The organism is Gordonia sp. ABSL11-1 (assembly GCF_030315685.1).
Taxonomy (GTDB): domain Bacteria; phylum Actinomycetota; class Actinomycetes; order Mycobacteriales; family Mycobacteriaceae; genus Gordonia.
Map to the genome: position 1 here is coordinate 23,611 of NZ_JASXSI010000016.1, position 18,221 is coordinate 41,831.

At 67.1% G+C, this 18,221-nt stretch carries 10 protein-coding genes; 1 reads left to right on the top strand and 9 read right to left on the bottom strand.

The annotated features are described in order from the left end of the window. Positions 1-5 precede the first annotated feature (5 nt). The 3 genes from pks13 to QSJ19_RS17525 form a co-directional block, all read right to left on the bottom strand. Positions 6-5,342: a polyketide synthase Pks13 gene (gene pks13, locus QSJ19_RS17515; RefSeq protein WP_286322220.1), complete on the bottom strand. Its 5,337-nt coding sequence runs from the start codon at positions 5,340-5,342 to the stop codon at positions 6-8. Positions 5,343-5,366: 24 nt separating this feature from the next. Next, positions 5,367-7,268, bottom strand: a complete 1,902-nt coding sequence (gene fadD32, locus QSJ19_RS17520) for a long-chain-fatty-acid--AMP ligase FadD32 (protein WP_286322224.1) — start codon at positions 7,266-7,268, stop codon at positions 5,367-5,369. Positions 7,269-7,523: 255 nt separating this feature from the next. Beyond that, positions 7,524-8,510 (bottom strand): LLM class F420-dependent oxidoreductase, encoded by a 987-nt coding sequence (locus QSJ19_RS17525; RefSeq protein ID WP_286322226.1) that lies wholly within the window; start codon positions 8,508-8,510, stop codon positions 7,524-7,526. 265 nt (positions 8,511-8,775) lie between these two features. Here QSJ19_RS17525 and QSJ19_RS17530 point away from each other — a divergent pair, with 265 nt between their 5' ends. Next, on the top strand, positions 8,776-10,140 hold the full coding sequence (locus QSJ19_RS17530) for an NAD(P)/FAD-dependent oxidoreductase (protein ID WP_286322228.1): 1,365 nt from the start codon (positions 8,776-8,778) through the stop codon (positions 10,138-10,140). Between the two features lie 121 nt (positions 10,141-10,261). Here the strand turns inward: QSJ19_RS17530 and QSJ19_RS17535 are convergent, their stop codons facing one another. The 6 genes from QSJ19_RS17535 to QSJ19_RS17560 all read right to left on the bottom strand — a co-directional run bounded on the left by QSJ19_RS17535 (position 10,262) and on the right by QSJ19_RS17560 (position 18,209). After that, on the bottom strand, positions 10,262-11,260 hold the full coding sequence (locus tag QSJ19_RS17535; RefSeq protein WP_286322231.1) for a cutinase family protein: 999 nt from the start codon (positions 11,258-11,260) through the stop codon (positions 10,262-10,264). A 2-nt stretch (positions 11,261-11,262) separates the two neighbouring features. Continuing rightward, the gene (locus tag QSJ19_RS17540; RefSeq protein WP_286322233.1) at positions 11,263-11,817 is read right to left on the bottom strand and encodes a DUF732 domain-containing protein; all 555 of its coding nucleotides are present in this window, start codon (positions 11,815-11,817) and stop codon (positions 11,263-11,265) included. A 253-nt stretch (positions 11,818-12,070) separates the two neighbouring features. Then, a complete protein-coding gene (locus QSJ19_RS17545; protein WP_286322235.1) occupies positions 12,071-13,495 on the bottom strand; it encodes an alpha/beta hydrolase-fold protein in 1,425 nt (474 codons plus the stop codon). 259 nt (positions 13,496-13,754) lie between these two features. Further along, entirely contained in the window at positions 13,755-14,744 is a 990-nt protein-coding gene (locus QSJ19_RS17550; protein WP_286322238.1) for an alpha/beta hydrolase, read from the bottom strand. Between the two features lie 356 nt (positions 14,745-15,100). Beyond that, positions 15,101-17,302 carry an arabinofuranosyltransferase AftB family protein gene (locus QSJ19_RS17555; RefSeq protein ID WP_286322241.1) on the bottom strand — a complete coding sequence of 734 codons (2,202 nt, stop codon included), beginning with the start codon at positions 17,300-17,302 and terminating at the stop codon, positions 15,101-15,103. Further along, positions 17,289-18,209: a decaprenyl-phosphate phosphoribosyltransferase gene (locus tag QSJ19_RS17560; RefSeq protein ID WP_286322242.1), complete on the bottom strand. Its 921-nt coding sequence runs from the start codon at positions 18,207-18,209 to the stop codon at positions 17,289-17,291. Before QSJ19_RS17560 ends, QSJ19_RS17555 begins: the two co-directional genes overlap by 14 nt. Positions 18,210-18,221: the final 12 nt, after the last annotated feature.

Here is an 18,221-nt window from a genome sequence, read left to right on the forward strand (position 1 = left end):
CGGTGCTACTGCCGGCCGCGCGACCCGACCTCGCCGAGACGGCGGGTGAGGTCGGCGCCGATCTTGCCGATGTACGGCTCGTCGACAATGGAGAGGTGATCGCCACCGATGTGGATGATCTCGAGGTCGTCGACCACCTCACCCCAACGACCGTCCTCGTCGATGGTGGCCCACTGCGGTTCCAGTTCGATGGCGCCGTCGTGCATCTTGTCCGCGCGGTACAGGATGACCTTGCCGTCATAGGCCGTCGGCTCGATGTTCGTCAGGGCACGATTGTCGAGGAAAGAGGTCCGCTGATGCTCGATGATGCCGCCGGGGATCTTGGTGCCCGACATGGACATCATCTCCATGATGATCTGGAACTGCCCCTCGTCGTCGGCCTCCACGAGACGGTCCATCGGGATCGGCACGTCCTCGTCGAGGTCGTAGGTCTTCACCGCGAAGTCGCGCCACCGTTCGAGCCGGGCCCGTTTGGTGTCCGGGGTCTCGACGACCGGTTCGGACGGACGGACGACGTCGATCAGTCCGACGAAGTCGACGACCTCACCCTGCTCGCGCAGTATCTGTGCACAGCCGTACGCGAGCGCGCCACCGAGCGACCAGCCGATGAGCGCGTACGGGCCGTGCGGCTGTATCTCCCGCAGACGCGGCATGTACTGCAGCACACGCTCTTCGATGGATCCCTCGACGCGGTCGAAGCCGATCACCGGTTGATCCTCAGGCAGGCGCTTGAGCAGAGCCTCGTAGGCCGAGGTGTTGCCACCGGCAGGATGGAACAGCAACGCCGGGACGGGATCCCCCGCCGTCGGATCGTAGGCCTTCTTGCCGTCGACCAACCGCAGGTAGCGCAGGAAACCGTCGGTGTCGGCGCCGGCGTCGAGGAACTCCCGGACGTAGTTCGACATCTCCTCGATGGTCTCCGAGTCGAGGATGTCCTCCACGTCGATGTCACCGCCGGTCCGCTCGTTGAGGCGATCGGTGAGTTGCTGCGCGACAGCCTCTCCGAGGACCGGCAGCTTGGTGAAGATTCCTCCGGCCGACTTCTTGGTGACGACCGCGTACACACCGAAGGTCAGTCGCTCGGCCGCGTCCCGCGGCGGGACGTCCGAGCCCGCGGCGTCGGCAACGGCCTGCTGGGAACTGAGGTCGGCGGCCGGGGTCTCGATACGCCCAGCGGGCGAGGCGGGCTCCTCGGCACCCGATCCCTGAGGAGCGAGCTCGTCCGTACCCGACCCCCGGGGAGCGAACTCGCGAACGTCACGAAGGGCGCTCTCGGCCGGATCGAGGGTGCTCTCGGCGGGCGCGGGAGTTGCCTTGTCCACATCCGCATCCGCATCCGCATCCGCATCGATCATCGCGTTGAGGGCGGCGGTGTCGAGATCGCCTTGTCCCTGCGCACCTTCGGCGAGCGCGGCGACCTCGTCGCGGTGCTCGACGGCATAGGTGACGAACTTGACGACGTCGGCGAGGTTGGCCTGGCGCATCGCCTGCAGCTGGAGTTGCGGGATGTCGAACTCGAACTCGACGCGGTTCTTGATCCGTACGGCCATCAGCGAATCGAGGCCGAGCTCGATGAGCGGGATCTCCCGGGGGAGGTCCTCCGGGTCGTAGCCCATCGACTCACCGACGATGGTGGCGAGCCGATGTTCCACCGTCTCACCGGAGTCCGGACTCCACTTGTTGTCGATGTCGTCGACGATCTCGTCCTCGGTGACGACCTTGTCGTCGGCGAAGACGGCGGCGGGCGATTCCGTTGCCGCGGTAGACGGTTGCGTCGCGGCGGCGACCTCACCACCCGTGACGACGGCCTCGAACAGCAGCCGGAAGTTCTTGTCCTCCTTGGCATGCACGGTCACCGATGCACCACCCGGGTGCGGGCTGAGCGTCGTCGTCAGCGATCCACTCGTCGGGACGTCACCATGTCCGACAGCGGCGCCGACCTTCGTGTCGGGCAGCACCTGGGCGGCGGCCGCCCGCACCAACTCGCGCGGATCGGTGACGGCGGCGGCGTTGACCTCCCACGCGTGCCGGCCGTCCGGCAGCGCGACATGCGACCCGGGGACCGAGCCCGACGATCCGCCCGAGGAGACCTGCGCCTTGAGCCAGAACTCCTTGCGCTCGAATCGCGTTCGTGGGATCTCGGCGAAGCCGCCGGTACCGGTGCCGAACAGCGAACCCACGTTCACCGGATGCCCGTGGACATACAGCTTCATCAACGCATTGACGAGACCGAAGCTCTCGTCCTCCTTGCGGCGCAGGGTCTCGATGAGCTCTGCGTCGTGCAGGCCCGCCGAGAACGTCACCGCCGCAACGGAGATGAGCACCGCCGGGTTCGGCGACAGCTCGAGGAAGGTGCGGTGGCCGTTCTCGACCGACTTCGCGATCGCCTGGCTGAACCAGACGCTGTGGCGCAGTCCCTTGGTGAAGTAGTCGATGGTGTGAACCGGCTCGTGTCCGGGCCGATAGAAGGTCTCCCGGTCGACCGAGCTGTAGAAGCCGACCGTCGGGCGCTGCGGTTCGATCCCGGTGAGCTCGTAGGCGAGTTCGCCGAGCAGCGGATCCATCTGCGAGGTGTGGCTGGCACCCTTGGTCTGCAGTTTGCGACCGAGCTTGCCCTCCTCCTCGGCACGCGCAACGATCGCGTCGACCTGTGACTCGGGTCCGCCGATGACGGTGTGCGTCGGAGCCGCGTAGACACAGATCTCGAGATCCGGATAATCGACGAGCACGTCGTTGATGTCCTCGGCGCTGTACTCGACGAGCGCCATGAGGCGGATGTCGTCGCCGGCCAGCATCGACTCGCCCTCACCCATGAGACGCGACCGCTGGCAGATCACCCGCGTGGCGTCCTCGAGCGACAACCCGCCGCTGATGTACGACGCCGACGCCTCACCCATCGAATGGGGCACCAACACACCGGGTTTCGCGCCGAAGTGCCGCAGGGTGTCGGCCAGCGCGACCTGGATCGTGTAGATACCGACCTGACTCGTCTCGATCCCGTAGGTCTGCTCGTCGTCGGTGAACATCTCGGCGATCGAGTAACCCAGCTCGTTCTGCACGTACTCGTCGACGCGATCGACATGCCTCGCGAAAACCGGGTTCTCTTGGTAGAGCTGCTTGGCCATCTTGCGATGCTGCGACCCGAATCCGGACAGCAACCAGACCGCCGACGCCGCGTCGGGCGCATCGGCGACGTAGACCAGCGGGTTGTTCTTTCCCTCGGCGACCGCGCGGACACCGGTCACCGCGTCCTCGTGCGTGCGGGCCATCACCACGGCACGCGAGCGACCGTGATTGCGGTGGGCCAACGCGCGACCGATGTCGGCGAGCGGAGCAGCCTGTCCCGCTTCGGATTCCAGCCATTCGAGCAGATCGGCGGCCGACTTGCGACGACGCGAGGGCAGGAAGCCGGAGATCACCAGCGGGACGACCGAACCGTCCACCGCGCACGGGGCGAACCTGTCCGCGGGATCGGTCTCCGTGGTCGCCTCATCGGTGGCGGCGGCACGCTCCTGCGCGGCGAGCACAGCGCGTTCGGCCTCGGTCAGGAAGTCGTCGTCATCGTCGTCGGGGGTCTCCGCCGCGACGGCGGGGAGGTCGCCCTTCGTGACGCTCGCGAGCTCGCTCCTCAGGGAGCTGTCCTGCGATTCGGGGGCACCGAGATCCGACGGCAACACCTCGCGCACGACGACGTGTGCGTTGGTCCCGCTGAAGCCGAAGCCGGACACACCGGCGATGGCGTGGCCGCTGTAGCGCGGCCAGGCGGCCGCCTCCGGGATCACCTTCAGGCCGGAGGAGTCGAACTGGATGTACGGATTGGGTCCGCTGTAGTTCAGCGATGCGGGCAGCCGATCGTTCTGCAGCGACAGTACGACCTTGGCGAGCGCACCGGCGCCGGCCGCCGACTCCATGTGGCCGAAATTGGTCTTCACCGAACCGAGCAACGCGGGCTTGCCGACGGTCCGTCCCCGACCGACGACGCGGCCGAGTGCGTCGGCCTCGATCGGGTCGCCGAGAACCGTGCCGGTGCCGTGTGCCTCCACGTAGTCGACGGTGCGCGGGTCGATCGCCGCGTCGACGTAGGCGCTGCGCAGCACATCGACCTGGGCCTCCGGATTCGGTGCGGGCAGGCCGTTGGACCGTCCGTCGGAGTTGACCGCGCTGCCGGCGACGACGGCGAGCACCTGATCACCGTCGCGGCGCGCGTCGGTCATGCGCTTGAGGACGAACAGTCCGCCGCCCTCGGCACGGATCATGCCGTCGGCATCGGACGAGAACGCCTTGATGTGGCCGTCCTTCGCCTGGGCCCCGATCTTGTCGAAGCCCAGTGTGGCGGCCGGGGTGAGGATCATGTTGACGCCACCGGCCAGCGCGACGTCGGATTCACCCGATCGCAGACTGCGCACCGCCTGGTGCACGGCGACCAAAGACGACGAACATGCCGTGTCGACGGCGACCGCGGGACCGTGGAAGTCGAAGAAGTAGGAGACGCGTCCGGCGAGCACCGAGGTCGAGGTGCCGGTCAGCGCGTAGGCCGCGGTCTCCTCGGCGCCGTCGGCCAGCCCGAGGGTGGCCAGCATCTGGTAGTCGTTGGTCGAGGTGCCGATGAAGACGCCGACCTGCTCGCCCTTGAGGTCGCTCGGCGGGATGTGCGCGTGCTCGAGCGCCTCCCATGTGAGTTCGAGCGCGAGTCGCTGCTGCGGGTCGACCATCTCGACCTCGCGCGGACTCATCTGGAAGAAGTCCGCGTCGAACGTCGTCACGTCGTCGAGGTAGCCGCCCTTGATGTTGGACGATTCGAGGATGTCGGCGATCCGCGGATCGGAGGTGAACTCCGACCAGCGTCCTTCCGGGAGATCGGAGATGCCGTCGCGGCCGGAGATCAGGGCCTCCCACGTGGTCTCCGGGGTGTGGCCGGCCTTGGGGAATCGCGTCGACAGGCCGACGATGGCGATGTCGTCGTCGGAACTTCGCTCGCGCTGCCAGAACGTCTCCGCGGTGTCGTCGAGGCCCTCGTCCGGATCCCCCTCGATGATGCGCTTGGCCAGCATCGCGATGGTCGGATGGTTGTAGGCGACGGTGGCGGTCAGGATGACCCCGGTCTTGTCCTCGATGTCGGCGGCCAGCGCCACCGCGTCCCGCGACGAGAGCCCGAACTCCTCCATCGGCCGGTCGTCGGAGATCTGGTCGGTCGGGATTCCCGTCGCGGTGGAGACCCAGGAGCGCAACCAGTCGCGGAGTTCACCGACGGTCAGGTCACCAACGGTTTCCCCGGCGGTCCCCTCGGTCGAGGGTTCTGCGGGCGCGGTGGGTGTGGACTCGTCGGTATTCAGTTCAGACATCGCTTCCAGACTACTGATCGGTGACTATTCGGCGTCCGGGAACGCGGTCTGCTTGTAGCCGCCGCGCAGGCTGCCGTCGACATAGGCGGTGCGGGTGGCGCGCCGGGCGATCTTGCCACTCGAGGTACGGGGGATCGATCCGGCCGGGACGAGCAGGATGTCGCGGGCCATCACGCCGTGACGTGCGGCGATGGCCGCTCGGACGGTGTCGGCGATCTCCTGCGGGTCCGTCTTCTTGCCCGGGCCGCGCTCGGCGACGATGACCAGCTGCTCGGAGGCGTCGTCGGCGTCGAACTTCAGTCCGCTGGTCGACTGCTCGAACACGACCGGCGGCAACTGATTCGACGGCACCGAGAACGCCGCGACGAAGCCGGGGCGCAGGCTCGAACTGGCTTCCTGCGCACTGTATTCGAGGTCCTGCGGGTAGTGGTTGCGGCCGTCCACGATCACCAGGTCCTTGACGCGGCCGGTGATGTAGAGCTCGCCGTCGAGCCAGACGCCGTAGTCGCCGGTGCGCATCCACGTGGCGTCGGCGGGTGTGCCCTCGGCGTGGCTGCCCTCGGACAGCGGGTGACTCAGCGCGTTCGCGAAGGTCTCCTCGGTCTCGCCGGGCTTGTTCCAGTAGCCGGCTCCGATGTTGAGCCCATGCAGCCAGATCTCGCCGACGTGCCCGTCGGCCTGCTCGGTGGCGGTCTCCGGGTCGACGATCGTCGCCCACTGGCTGAGCGCGACCTGGCCGCAGGACACCTGCGCCACGGCGTTCGGTGCGTGCTGGTCGACGATCTTGAACTGACCCGCGTTGAGTTCGTCGCGGTCGACGTAGATGATCTTGGCCTCGTTCTCGCGCTGCGTGGCAGAGACGAAGAGGGTGGCCTCGGCCATGCCGTAGCAGGGCTTGATGGCGGTCTTCGGCAATCCGTACGGCGCGAAGGCGTCGTTGAACTTCTTCATCGAGCTGACGGTGACGGGCTCGGACCCGTTGATCAGACCGATGACGTTCGACAGGTCGAGGTTCTCGCCCTCCTTCGGCAGGCCCCGCACCGCGGCGTGCTCGAACGCGAAGTTCGGGGCGGCGGCGTAGGTCTCCGCGCCGTCGCTCGCAGCGGCGAGTTCCTTGATCCAGCGTCCCGGTCGTCGGACGAACGCCTGCGGGCTCATGATCGTGATGTAGCGGCCGCCGAGCGCCGGCAGGATGACGGTCAGCAGGCCCATGTCGTGGAACATCGGCAACCAGGTGACACCGCGCGCGTTGCGGTCGATCTCGATGGTGTCGTAGATCTGCAGCACGTTGGCCGCGACGGCCTCGTAGGTGATCTCGACACCGGCGGGCACGCGGGTCGAGCCGGAGGTGTACTGCAGGTACGCGACGGTGTCCTTGTTGTGGTCCTTGCCGGCGACCGGCGCGACCCAGCTCGACCCGACGGAATCGGGGACCGCGTCGACCGCGATGACGCGGGGGCGCTCCTTGGCGGGCAGCGGCTTGAAGAAGTCGCGGACGGCCTCGGCCGACTTGGTGGACGTGAGGATCGCGGTGGGCTTGCAGTCGTCGAGCACTGCGGTGAGGCGATCGGTGTGGCCGGGCTCGTCGGGGGAGAAGAGGGGGACGGCGATGTTGCTGGCGTAGAGGGCGGCGAAGAAGCCGATCACGTATTCGAGCGATTGCGGCGCCAGGATGGCGACGCGGTCCCCGGGCTTCGTCACCTGCTGGAGACGAGCCGCCACCGCACGTAGGCGCTTGCCGAACTGCGCCCAGGTCAGATCCTGGGGTTCGCCGTCGCGCTCGCGGCTGTAGTCGATGAAGCGGTAGGCGAGGGTGTCCGCCTCTTCCCGGACGTTGCGCTCGACATAGTCGACGAGCGTCGCGTCATCGGTGAAGTGCAGCTGTCCGTTCTCATCGAGGAACTGCTCAAATTCTGTGTTCAACATCCATCGCTCCTGTGGCCCCCGCGTGGAAGTCGGCATCCTCCGCCGAGCGGTCGGCACTCCCCCATCGTGCCGCCGACCTGCGCCGTCCACGCCCTCTAGTACTACCGCGGTCACGGTAGTCCAAACTGTTATCTGCTCGAAATACTCACGATCGTGAACTCGATCTTCGTATCCGCACACACCGGGCGAAAGCCCGCTGCGCACGGCACCCGATGTCCGTTCACCTCGTCGTTCGCGTTCAGGCCGTCGGCAATCCTACTCCCCCTTGAGAAGCTGGATGACCGGGGCGAACGCGTCCATCTGCGTCGGGAAGACACCTACGTAGGACATGGTTGTCCGTCGTCGTACCTCGCGCATCTGCTCGGCGATCTCGTCGAAGGTACCGATGGCGATGTACGGCGAGTGCAGCACGTCGTCGACGGTGAACTCCGTGTCGTGCGCGATGTTCGGCGGATAGCCCTGTTCCAGCGCCTTCAGTGCCATCTCGGCGGTGGCCTCGCGATCGTCGGTGATGACGATCACCGCGATGGTCCAGTTGAGCTCGATGTCGTCGAACCGGTCGCCGGCGGCCTCGCGGACGCGGTCCACCCGCTCGGCGGTCTTCTCGATCGTCATGTCCGAGAGTCGCATCTTGCCGTCGCGTGTCGTGCTCGGCGCGACGGAGATGATGTCGGCGTGCTTGGCGGCCAGGGCCAGCATCTTGGGGCCGCCACCGCCGACGGCGATCGGCGGACGTGGTCCCTGCCGCGGGCGTGGGCTGCCCTCGAGTCCGTTGATCTCGTAGAACTCGCCGGAGAAGTCGACCGTCTCGCCGCGCATCAGTCCGTCGAGGACGGTGAGCGCCTCGTCGAGGCGACGGATCCGCACACCGGGCGACTCGAACTCGATGCCGGCCTTGTCGAACTCCTCTTTCATCCAGCCTGCACCGATCCCCAGCTCGAGGCGGCCCTTGGACAGCACGTCGATGGTGGTGGCCTCCTTGGCCAGGAGCGCCGGATGCCGCCATCCGTTGGCAAGCACGGACGTGGCGAGACGGATGGTGTCGGTCGCCTGGGTCAGCGCGCCGAGCGCCGCGATGGGACCGACCTGATTGCCCAGGTGGTCGGGGACGGCAAAGGTGTCGTAACCGTACTCCTCGGCGGTCTGGGCGAGCTTCACGAACTTGCGTGCGCCGCCCTCGTCCTTGTTCCCCTCACCGCCGGCACCGAACCGGAACTTGCGCAGGTTCCCGGTGTCGCTCATTCAGTACTCCTCATGCGCGTAAGGCGCGTGTCGTCGTGCGCGTGTCATGGCGCGCATCTGCGCGGTCGCATGTATCGGTGTCCCGATCGCCCAATCACGGTAATGCAGGGTCAGGGCACCACCAAACGAATCGGTGGCATCCGACGCCCCGGATCGACAACACCACATCTGGGACCATCGATCCATTCCGGGTTTCTCTCCGGTCCGCAGCGGGTACGGACACCGGGACCTCGACGACGCCGACACCGCAGGAGACCGTGGCCCGATGACAGGATCCCCCGCACCCGTACCGGATCGGGCCACGCGAATCGTGGTGGTGGGGGCGGGCTTCGCCGGATTCGAGACCGTTCGCAGACTGCTCCGCCACCAGCGCCGGTCGACCGACCGGCCGATCCGGGTGACGCTGATCTCCCCGGACGACTTCATGCTGTACACGCCACTGCTACCCGACGTCGCCGGCGGACTGCTCGACGCACGCTTCGTCGCGATCCCCCTGGCCGAGAGCCTGCCGGGCGCCGAACTGATCGCCGGTCGCGTCGACTCGGTGGACTTCGACGGCCGCACGCTGCAGGTCCGCAACCGAGAGGGTGCCGCTGAAACCGTGGAGTGGGAACGTCTGGTCCTCACGCCCGGCTCGGTGACCCGACTCTTCGACATCCCCGGGCTCGCCGAGCACGCCCGCGGGCTGAAGACGGCCACCGAGGCCCTCTACCTACGCGATCAGATGCTCGAACAGATCGAGCTGGCAGCGCGCGAGACCGATCCCGCCGTCGCGCGGGCGCGACGCACCTTCGTCGTCGTCGGTGCGTCGTACGCGGGTACCGAACTGACCGCGCAGTTGCGGGCGCTCGCCGACGAGGCCGCCCGCCATCGCGGGACCGTTCCCGACGACGTGCGGTTCGTGCTGCTCGACATGGCCGACCGGGTGATGCCGGAGGTCGGCGAGAAGCTGGGCGACCGGGTGCTCGAGGTGCTGCGCGGCCGCGGCATCGACGTCCGGCTGGGCACCACCATCGACCGCCTGACCGCCGAGGCCGCCGAGCTGAGTGACGGCACCACGATCGCCACACGGACCGTCACCTGGGCGGCCGGCGTCACCGCGAGCCCGCTGATCCAGGAGCTCGGACTGCCGACGGAGAAGGGGCGGTTGATCGTCGGGGCCGACCTGTCCGTACCCGGCGATCCCGATGTGTTCGCCGCCGGGGACGCGGCCGCGGTTCCCGATCTCGCGCAACGCAGCGGCAAGGGCGCGGACGACGCGATCACCCCGCCGACCGCACAGCACGCCGTCCGGCAGGGAAAAGTGGTGGCGCGCAACGTTATCGCGAGTATCGGTGTCGGCACGCGGAAGGACTACAAACACAACGACCTCGGCCTCGTCGTCGATCTCGGACCACGCTTCGCAGTCGCGAACCCGGTGGGTGTGCACCTCTCCGGGTACCCGGCGAAGCTGGTCACGCGTGCCTATCACCTGTTGGCGCTGCCGCGCGGCGCCAACCGCATGGCCGTCTCGGCCGCCTATCTCGGTGACGCCGTTTTCCCTCGTCCGCTCGTCTCGTTCGGCCTCGTCAGCGCCGACGAGGCGTCTTTTCCACGTAGCCAGGGGATTCCGGCTCCCGACAGCGATTAGCTGATTCCGCCCACGGGTTGCGGTGGTCGGCGAGTCCACAGGTGACGTCGAACGTATCGGTCGGCGTTACGTTCGACGTCATCTGTCTGTGGCACGCCACCGGTCGTGAGTGCCCGAACGCTCAGTTGTGCTTGGGCCGCGGGGCCTCGGCGATGACATCACTCGCCCATCCGTACATCCACTGCGTGGCCGTCGTGCCGTCGTGCGACCAGTATCGCGGCGTCGCGTACATGGCGTGGACCGGGTTGTTGATCGCGCCGGCCAACTGCCGGACGGCACCCAGCGGATTGGTGACGGTCGGCGAGTCACAGATGAGATCACCTGGCGCACAGATCGATTCGACCCGGCCCTGGAGATCGCCGAATCCACCGGTGCGCGGACCGGTCATGGTGATCCCGGGCACCAGACTGCTCATCCCGGACAACGCGATCTCCGCGCCGACACCCGGTGGCGACGGGGTGATGTCGTTCTGTTTCCCCGGTTCGCGGCGACCGTCGGCGATGAGCCCGACACCGAGGACCAGATCCTGATCGGCCGGATCCAGGACGCCGCGTCCGTTGCCGATGTTGCTCGCGAGGTCACCGGCGATGACGGCTCCCTGCGAGAAGCCCATGATCACGTAGCGCGTCAGCGGACATTTCTTGTTGGTGTCGATGATCTTGCCCGCCGCGCGCTTGTAACCCTGTGTGCGCGAGACGTTGTAGTCGACCTGCCGGTCGGCGAGGTTCGTCGGGTTCCGGAACTGCGCGATGTAGGGCACGGTGTACACACTCGTCCGAGAGGTCGGGAACTCCTCGTCGATGGCACTGGACACCCGCAGCATCAGTGACCGCGGATTGGCCGACGGGTTGTACGGGTCGTCGTCGGCCGACGACTCCCACGTGCCGGGGATGACCACGGTGAGCACGTCCGGACAGTCGGCCGACTGCGCGTCGGGCCGCTCTCGTGGTTCCGAGGTCGACGGTCCGGGACCGCCCGGAATCCGTGGCGGACCCGGCTGGATCAGCACGATCACCAGGATCACGATCAGGATGATCGCGATGACGGCCAGCAGGCCGAAGAACAGCAGGAGTTTCGGCAGCCTGCGCTTGCGGCGTGGCGTCGCCCTACGTGCACCCACCGTCAGCAGTAATGCTCGTCAGCGGCCTTGATCACCTTGTCGGCCTTCGAGTTCGCCTCGGCGACCGTCTTGGTGCCCGGACCCACCGAGGCCGTCACGAAGGCCTTGACGGTGACCGGGTCGGTGCCCTTGCGTCGCTCGCTGCAGACGTACTCGGCCATGGTCAGGGCGACCGAGTTGTCGGCGTCACCCATGAAGGTGACCTTCTGCGCCTTCAGTGCGGCCAGGTAGGCCTGCCCCTTCTGCCCGACCTGCTGCCCGTTGGGACCCGGGAAGTTCTGCGGGACGTTCGTGCTGGGGTTCGGCGCGGTCGCCGGCAGCTGCGATCCGGCCGCGGCGGACTGCTGGTCGCCGGGCCGGGCCGAGGGAGGGGCCCCGGTGGTGCTGGTGGTGTCACTCGCCGTAGAAGGCTGGGTCGAGTACATGGATGTGGTGGTGACGGGGTTGCTGGTGATCGGTGCCGTGGCCGTCGAGTCGTCGGCGCAGGCCGACACCGAACCCAGCGCCAGCGCGGCCCCCACCGCCACCATCGCGAGTTGCAGAAACTTACTGGTCATCGTCACTTCCTCGTCGCGCCGGGACGAGGAAGTGACGATGATCTCGTAACTCCTCGTCGGCCCGGCTCTCACACCTGCTGCGTGCGCCGCCATCTGGCGACCCGCCTTGCGTCAGGCTACCCGCTCGCGGAGACGTTTCCGGCCCAGCGACCCGCTCGACCTGCGCAAACACCAGGATTCCTCAGCGAAGTCTCAGCACTGGTGTCCCTCGTGCTCAGACTGCGGGCCGCGTCGGCGCGACGCGCCGCGCCACCTACTTGGTGACGCGGGCGCCGTCCTTGGCGGTCCAGACGATGCGGCCGTGTTCGAAGGTGTTGACGCGACCCTTCCCGTCCCGGGTGGGCATCTCGCTGCTCGTCGGCAGACCGAGCTTTCCACCGGGTCCGCCGGCCGAGACGTAGGCACCGCCGATACCGCCGCCGATGATCTTCGGACCCTTGGGCCCGGTGATGATGCGGCCGCCGCGGAAGTCCTGCGCCTTGCCGCCGGGCACCCCGTACACAGGTGTCAGGCACTCGCCGAGCGTCGACTTGTTGGGGTCGTACACCTTCTTGAAGGCACCGGTGACCCGGCAGGCGGGCCGGTCGTTGAGGAGGCCGAGCGCCCCGGCCGCCTGCGGCCAGGACTGCTGCAGCTCGAACTGCCAGTAGGGCCACGTGTGCGTGCCCGACGGCCGGTAGACGGCCTGTCCCGGGATACCGAGCTGGTTGAGCTTGATCGCGAACTGCTGCGAGGTGACGCGGCTGAGCACCTCGAGGCCGACGCCGGAGTAGTTGGTGGCGAGCATCGGGATGTCGGACGGCTTGTCGTACGGACCGACGAGGCCGTTGCCGGACGAGATGTAGAGGCTCGTTCCGCGCAACTTGTCGGCGAGCACGTACGGATCGTGTTCCTTCCACGCCGGATCGCTGGGCGGACCGAACATGTTCATGGAGTCGTAGCCGCCACCGTCGCGCAGCGCGAACTGGATCGCCTGCGGCATGCCATACGACGTCATCTGCAGGATGCCGGAGAACGACGCCGCGTACGTGAACCAGCCCGGATTGCGTGTGGCCAGCATCATCGCGGCCGAACCACCCATGGACAGGCCCTGGACACCACGCACGTCGGTGGAGCGCCACTCGCCCTCGAGGATCGGGGGCAGCTCCTTCATCAGGAAGGTCTCCCACCGGTAGAGCTTGCTCTTGTCCGGCTCCTTCCAGTCGGTGTAGAAGCTGGACTCACCACCGATCGGCAGGACGACGTTGACGTTCTTGTCCTTGTAGAAGTCCTCGATGTTCGTGTTGATGATCCACCCGCTCTGATCCTCCTGGGCCCGGAGACCGTCGAGGGTGAGCAGCTGCGGGAACTTGTCCTTCGGCTTGGCCCACCAGTCACGGGCCAGCAGGATCTGCACCTGGATGTTCTTGTCCATCGCCGGGGAGTAGACCCACAGCGCCACACGGCGGTCCGTGTACCAGAACGTGTTGGTCACCCGGGCCGGCTGATTCGACGCCGCGAGCGGCGCAGGCGCGGGGGCCGCGGGTTGCGGTGCCGCAGGCGCCGGTGCAGGTGCCCCGGGTGGCGCCGGCGCGGCGGGCGCGGCCGGGGCCGGGGCCGGCGCGGGTACGGCACCGGCGGGAACGACCGGTGCCGCGACGACGAGTACGGCCGCGGCAACACCCACGGCACCCGCCATCGCTCGGACAGATTGCGTCTCGCGACGCCCAACCACTCGCCAGTTCACCCTCGGAACTCCTTCACACCACCTGAGCAACGTGGCGTTCGGCCAGGTGAGCGTGTAACTCTTTCCCCAGAAGTCACACCAACCTCACAGACAACAGAACGCCCTACGTGTTGTTTACACGTAGGGCGTTCTGTTGTGCGTGCGCCACGCTGTTACGCGTGGGATTTGTGTTACTGATGTTGCTCGGCCGGCGGGTACCCGGCCGAGGGCATCAGCGGAAGAAGCCTCGGTTCTTGGCGTTCCACAGCATGTCCTGCCAGTAGCCCCAGGCGTGGGTGCCGTTGGCGTAGTAGGTCATGAGCGGCAGGCCCTGGACGAATGCGGCAGCCTCGAAGGCCTTCGCCTGTGTGAATGCCAGGACCTCCAGCGTCGAACCCTTGAACAGGTCGTCGAACACATTGGGCAATGCGTTGTACTGACCGAACAGACCGTTGCCCGAGCCGATGAAGATCTTCATGCCGTGCATGCGGTTGATGTTCATGAACGGGTCATTGGAGAACCAGCGCGGGCTCCACGGCGGGCCCCACATCGCGTCGATGTTCCACGGCTTCGGGTCGACGTCGAACATGGCCAGACGCAGCGCGGTGCGCATACCCGGCGCGTTCAGGAAGTTGTAGCCCGACAGCGAGGCGGCACGGTCGAAGTTGCGGCGGTTCTGAGCGCCGATCACCAGCGCGGCGTTGCCACCCATCGACAGACCGGCGACGGCGTACTTGCGGCTTGCGCCGACGCGGAAGCCGCGGGCGTCCAGTGCGCGCACCAGGGTGTTGGTGATCACGCAGTTCCACTTGTACGTGTACCTCTGACCGTTGAAGTTCGACGGGGAGTCCCAGTCGGTGTAGAAGCTCGCGGGTCCACCGATCGGCTCGACGACGTTGACGCCGGACCGGACCATCTCCTGGACGTTGCTGTTGATCTCCCAGCCGCTGTAGTCGTACTGGGCGCGCATGCCGTCGAGCAGGATGACGGTCTTGTAGTTACCCGGACGCTTCCACGCGCGGACCTTCACGTTCGGCATACCGCAGCCGTTCACATAGAACTGTTGCAGCCCCACCTGGGTGCCGCCGATCCGAGCGTTCGCCTGTCCGGCGCCGACGACCACACCGGCCAATCCGACCACCGTCGCCATCGCGACGATGACGGCGATGAATCGGTTACGCGCCCGACCGGCCACTCGCGGCTTGGCAGAAGCTTCGCGCATCGACTGATATCTCCCTCTGTCACCCGGATCGAACAGGGGATTCCTCCCCCGCACCATCCCGGTTCGTTCTGCGACACCCGGCCGCCGGCCCTCCCCGAACAGGCGCCCGGCGAAGCGTGAATACGCTTCCAGCAGCCTCAATTCGGCCACCAGAGCACCGTTGTGGGAGCCTATTGCATCCCCCTAGTGCTGACAAACCCTGTGATTGCACTCACACGAATCTGACGACAACCTGTGATCATGCACGGCACGGACTCGGCGTCGGTGTGTCCTGGTCACGCTGGTCTATCGACCGCGACCCGCCGAACGTTACCGATTCGAGACAATGAGGCGCAAACGCTGCGCTCAGGACGCTCTCAGCGTGGGTTGATCCGGGGCGGCATCTGCAGCCCGCACCGCTGGATCTCGTATTCGGGGTCCCGTTCGATGCGGTACTGGTTGAACGTGAACGACTGCCGGAGGTTGTGCTTGAACCGGGTGAAATCCCACGGGTCCTCGTAGGAGCGGAACCGCGCCTCGGTCTCCGGGCAGGTCAGCGCCACCTCGGCCTCGCGGACGGTGTCCTCGTCGAGATACCCGGGCAGGACGGGCTTGCGGCCGAACGCTCCCGACTCCGCGACGACCCACTCCGACGGCAGCACCTTGTCGTGACCGATCCGGCCGTCCTCGAGGCGTTCGGTGTGCGCGGCGAGCGGATATGCCAGGCCCATCTGATCGATGACACGGACGTCGAGCGGCGCATTCATGCTCGTCATGCCGAGATTGAGGAAGTAGACGCTCAGCTTGCGCTTGTCGGGCGGCACGTTGCCCGGCAGTTTGGCGATGTACCACTCGTCGTAGTTGAACGACGGCAGCACGACGCCGCCCTCGCCCCGGTACTTGTCGATCCACTCGACCATCGCATGCATGCGCGGGTAGTCGAGGTAGTCCTCGGCTGTGACCGGGTTCTCGTTGCCCATGTTCGTCACGTAGAAGCGCCGCTCGTCGACGATCCCGCTGCGGCCGATGTCGATGCCGGCGTTGGGCAACACGTTCTGATGGCAGACGACGGCCCACACGACCGTGGTGACCCACATCGCCGCCATCACGAAGGAACCGGCGAGCTGCAAGCGGGTCTTCCGACGGCGGTCGGGGGACTCCGTCTCAGGCGTCTCCCCCTCAGGGGTCGCTGCTGACTCGTCCGCCGGGAACTTGTCGGTCTCGACATCGTCGGTCTCGACATCGTCGGTGTCGTCGGTGTCATCGGAGACGGCAGGGGCCGCAGGTGCCGCAGGTGCGGCAGGGGCGGCAGGTGCGGCAGGTGCGCCACGACGGAAGGCGGCCCGCACATGGGCGGGGATCGTGACCGGCAGGATCATCAGCGGCAGCAGCAGGATGAACAGCGGGACGAGCAGCACGCGGCCGTGCATGAAATCGCCGCCCTGCCGGACCCAGTAGGTGCCGCCGATCAATCCGGCGACGAGGACCGTCACCACGACAGCGGTCGGGCTCTGCAGGGTCGACGACCAGCGGGAGATCCGGGCGCGCCACGACTTGTCGCGCGGTCCGGTCGGTTCCGCATCCGCACCGTTGTCACGCCGCAGCCGCAGACCGACGACGATGAGCACGCCCGCGACGACGGCCAGCACCACCGGCAGGATCAGGACGTACGGACCGAACAGGTTGCCCAGGTAGATGAGGCCCTGATGCCACTTCGATCCGCTCGCGTCCTTCGCGACGGCCGGGTTCGGAACCAGGAGGGCGTAGTAGCCCATCCGGAAGATCTGATAGCCGACCGGCAGCACCGCCGCGACGACGACCATACCGGTGCGCATGAGCCACGTCGACGGCGCCAGCAGTATCAGCAGCATCGCGAGCCCACCGAGAACGGTGAGTTCGGGCCGGACCAGCGGCGCGAGACCGGCGGTGAACGCCACCAGCAGCGTCGCGGTACGTTGCCAACCCGTGTCGCCCGAGCCCCGGCGCCGGCTCCACGCGACCAGCTGACACCACAGGACCGCGGCCCAGAAGATGCAGAGCCCGTTCTCGAGACCGCTCGTCGCGAAGTCGCGGGCCGGTGGCAGCGAGATGTAGATGATGGCGCCGAACGGCAGCAGGAGGGTGAACCCGTCGCCACCGATGCCGCCGAGGCGGGTCCGGTACAGGCGGGCGGTGCCGTACATCGCGATCGGGATCGCCGACACCGACAACACCAGCGCCACCCACAGCGCGACGTACTCGAGTTGTCCGTCGGTGATCCAGGCCCAGAACCAGAGCAGGTAGGTCCACGCGGTCGAGGTGTTGGCCTCGACGCGCTCGCCCGCGTTGAACACCGGTCCGTTGCCCGCGAAGAGGTTGCGCAGTGTGCGCAGGACGATCAGTCCGTCGTCGGCGATCCAGCGACGCTGCCACGCACCGATCGTGAAGAACGTCGTGACGGCGACGGCACCCACCAGGAAGCTGATCGTGGGAGCCCACTGACGCGGCCCCCAGGCGCGCACACCGGTCGTGGCGCGTTGTTGGGTGGTCGGGGTGCTGTCGCTGGTGGTCTCGGTGTTGTCGAGCTCAGTTGACTGCATAGACCGCGACACCCACGCATACTAACCAGGCGACGGCGAGCAACTGCAGGACGCGGTCACCGAGTGCGATCTCCTCCGGCTCACCCGCCTGTCCGCCGTCGATGTCGACGGCGTAGCGCAGGATGGCGATGGTGAACGGGACCATCGAGATGGAGTAGGCGACGTTGGTGTCGTGGTCGGAGTTCTTGTCGAACGCCCATAGTCCGTAGAAGATGACGACCGCGGTCGCGGCGAGCGTCCACACGAACCGTAAGTAGCTGGTCGTGTAGTACTGCAGCGCCTTGCGGATCTTCGCGCCGGTGCGCTCGGCGAGCTGCAACTCGGCATACCGCTTGCCGGCCGCCATGAACAGCGAACCGAAGGCCATCACCAGCAGGAACCACTGCGACAGCACGATCTCGGCGGCGACACCACCGGCGATGGCGCGCAGCAGGAAGCCCGACGACACGATGCAGATGTCGATGACGGGCTGGTTCTTCCAGCCGAAGCAGTACCCGAGCTGGATGACCAGGTAGATCGCGATGACGACGGCCGTCTGCCAGTTCGCGAGGAACGAGATCGCCAACGAACCCACGGCCAGCACGACGGCCAGGATGTAGGCCAGCGACACCGGCACCACGCCCGCGGCGATCGGACGGAACCGCTTCGTCGGGTGATTGCGATCGGACTCGACGTCACGGGCGTCGTTGATCAGATAGATGCTCGACGCCACGAGGCAGAAGGAGACGAAGGCGATGGCGACGGGCCCGAGCACATCGCCGTCACCCACGCTGCCCGCGGCCAGCGGCGCTGCGAGAACGAGGACGTTCTTCACCCACTGCCGGGGCCGGACCGCCTTGATCAGGCCGGTCGCCAGATTCTTCGGCGGTCCCAGTACCGGTTCGTGCTCGATCGGCTCTTCGCTCATGTCCTCGGGCTC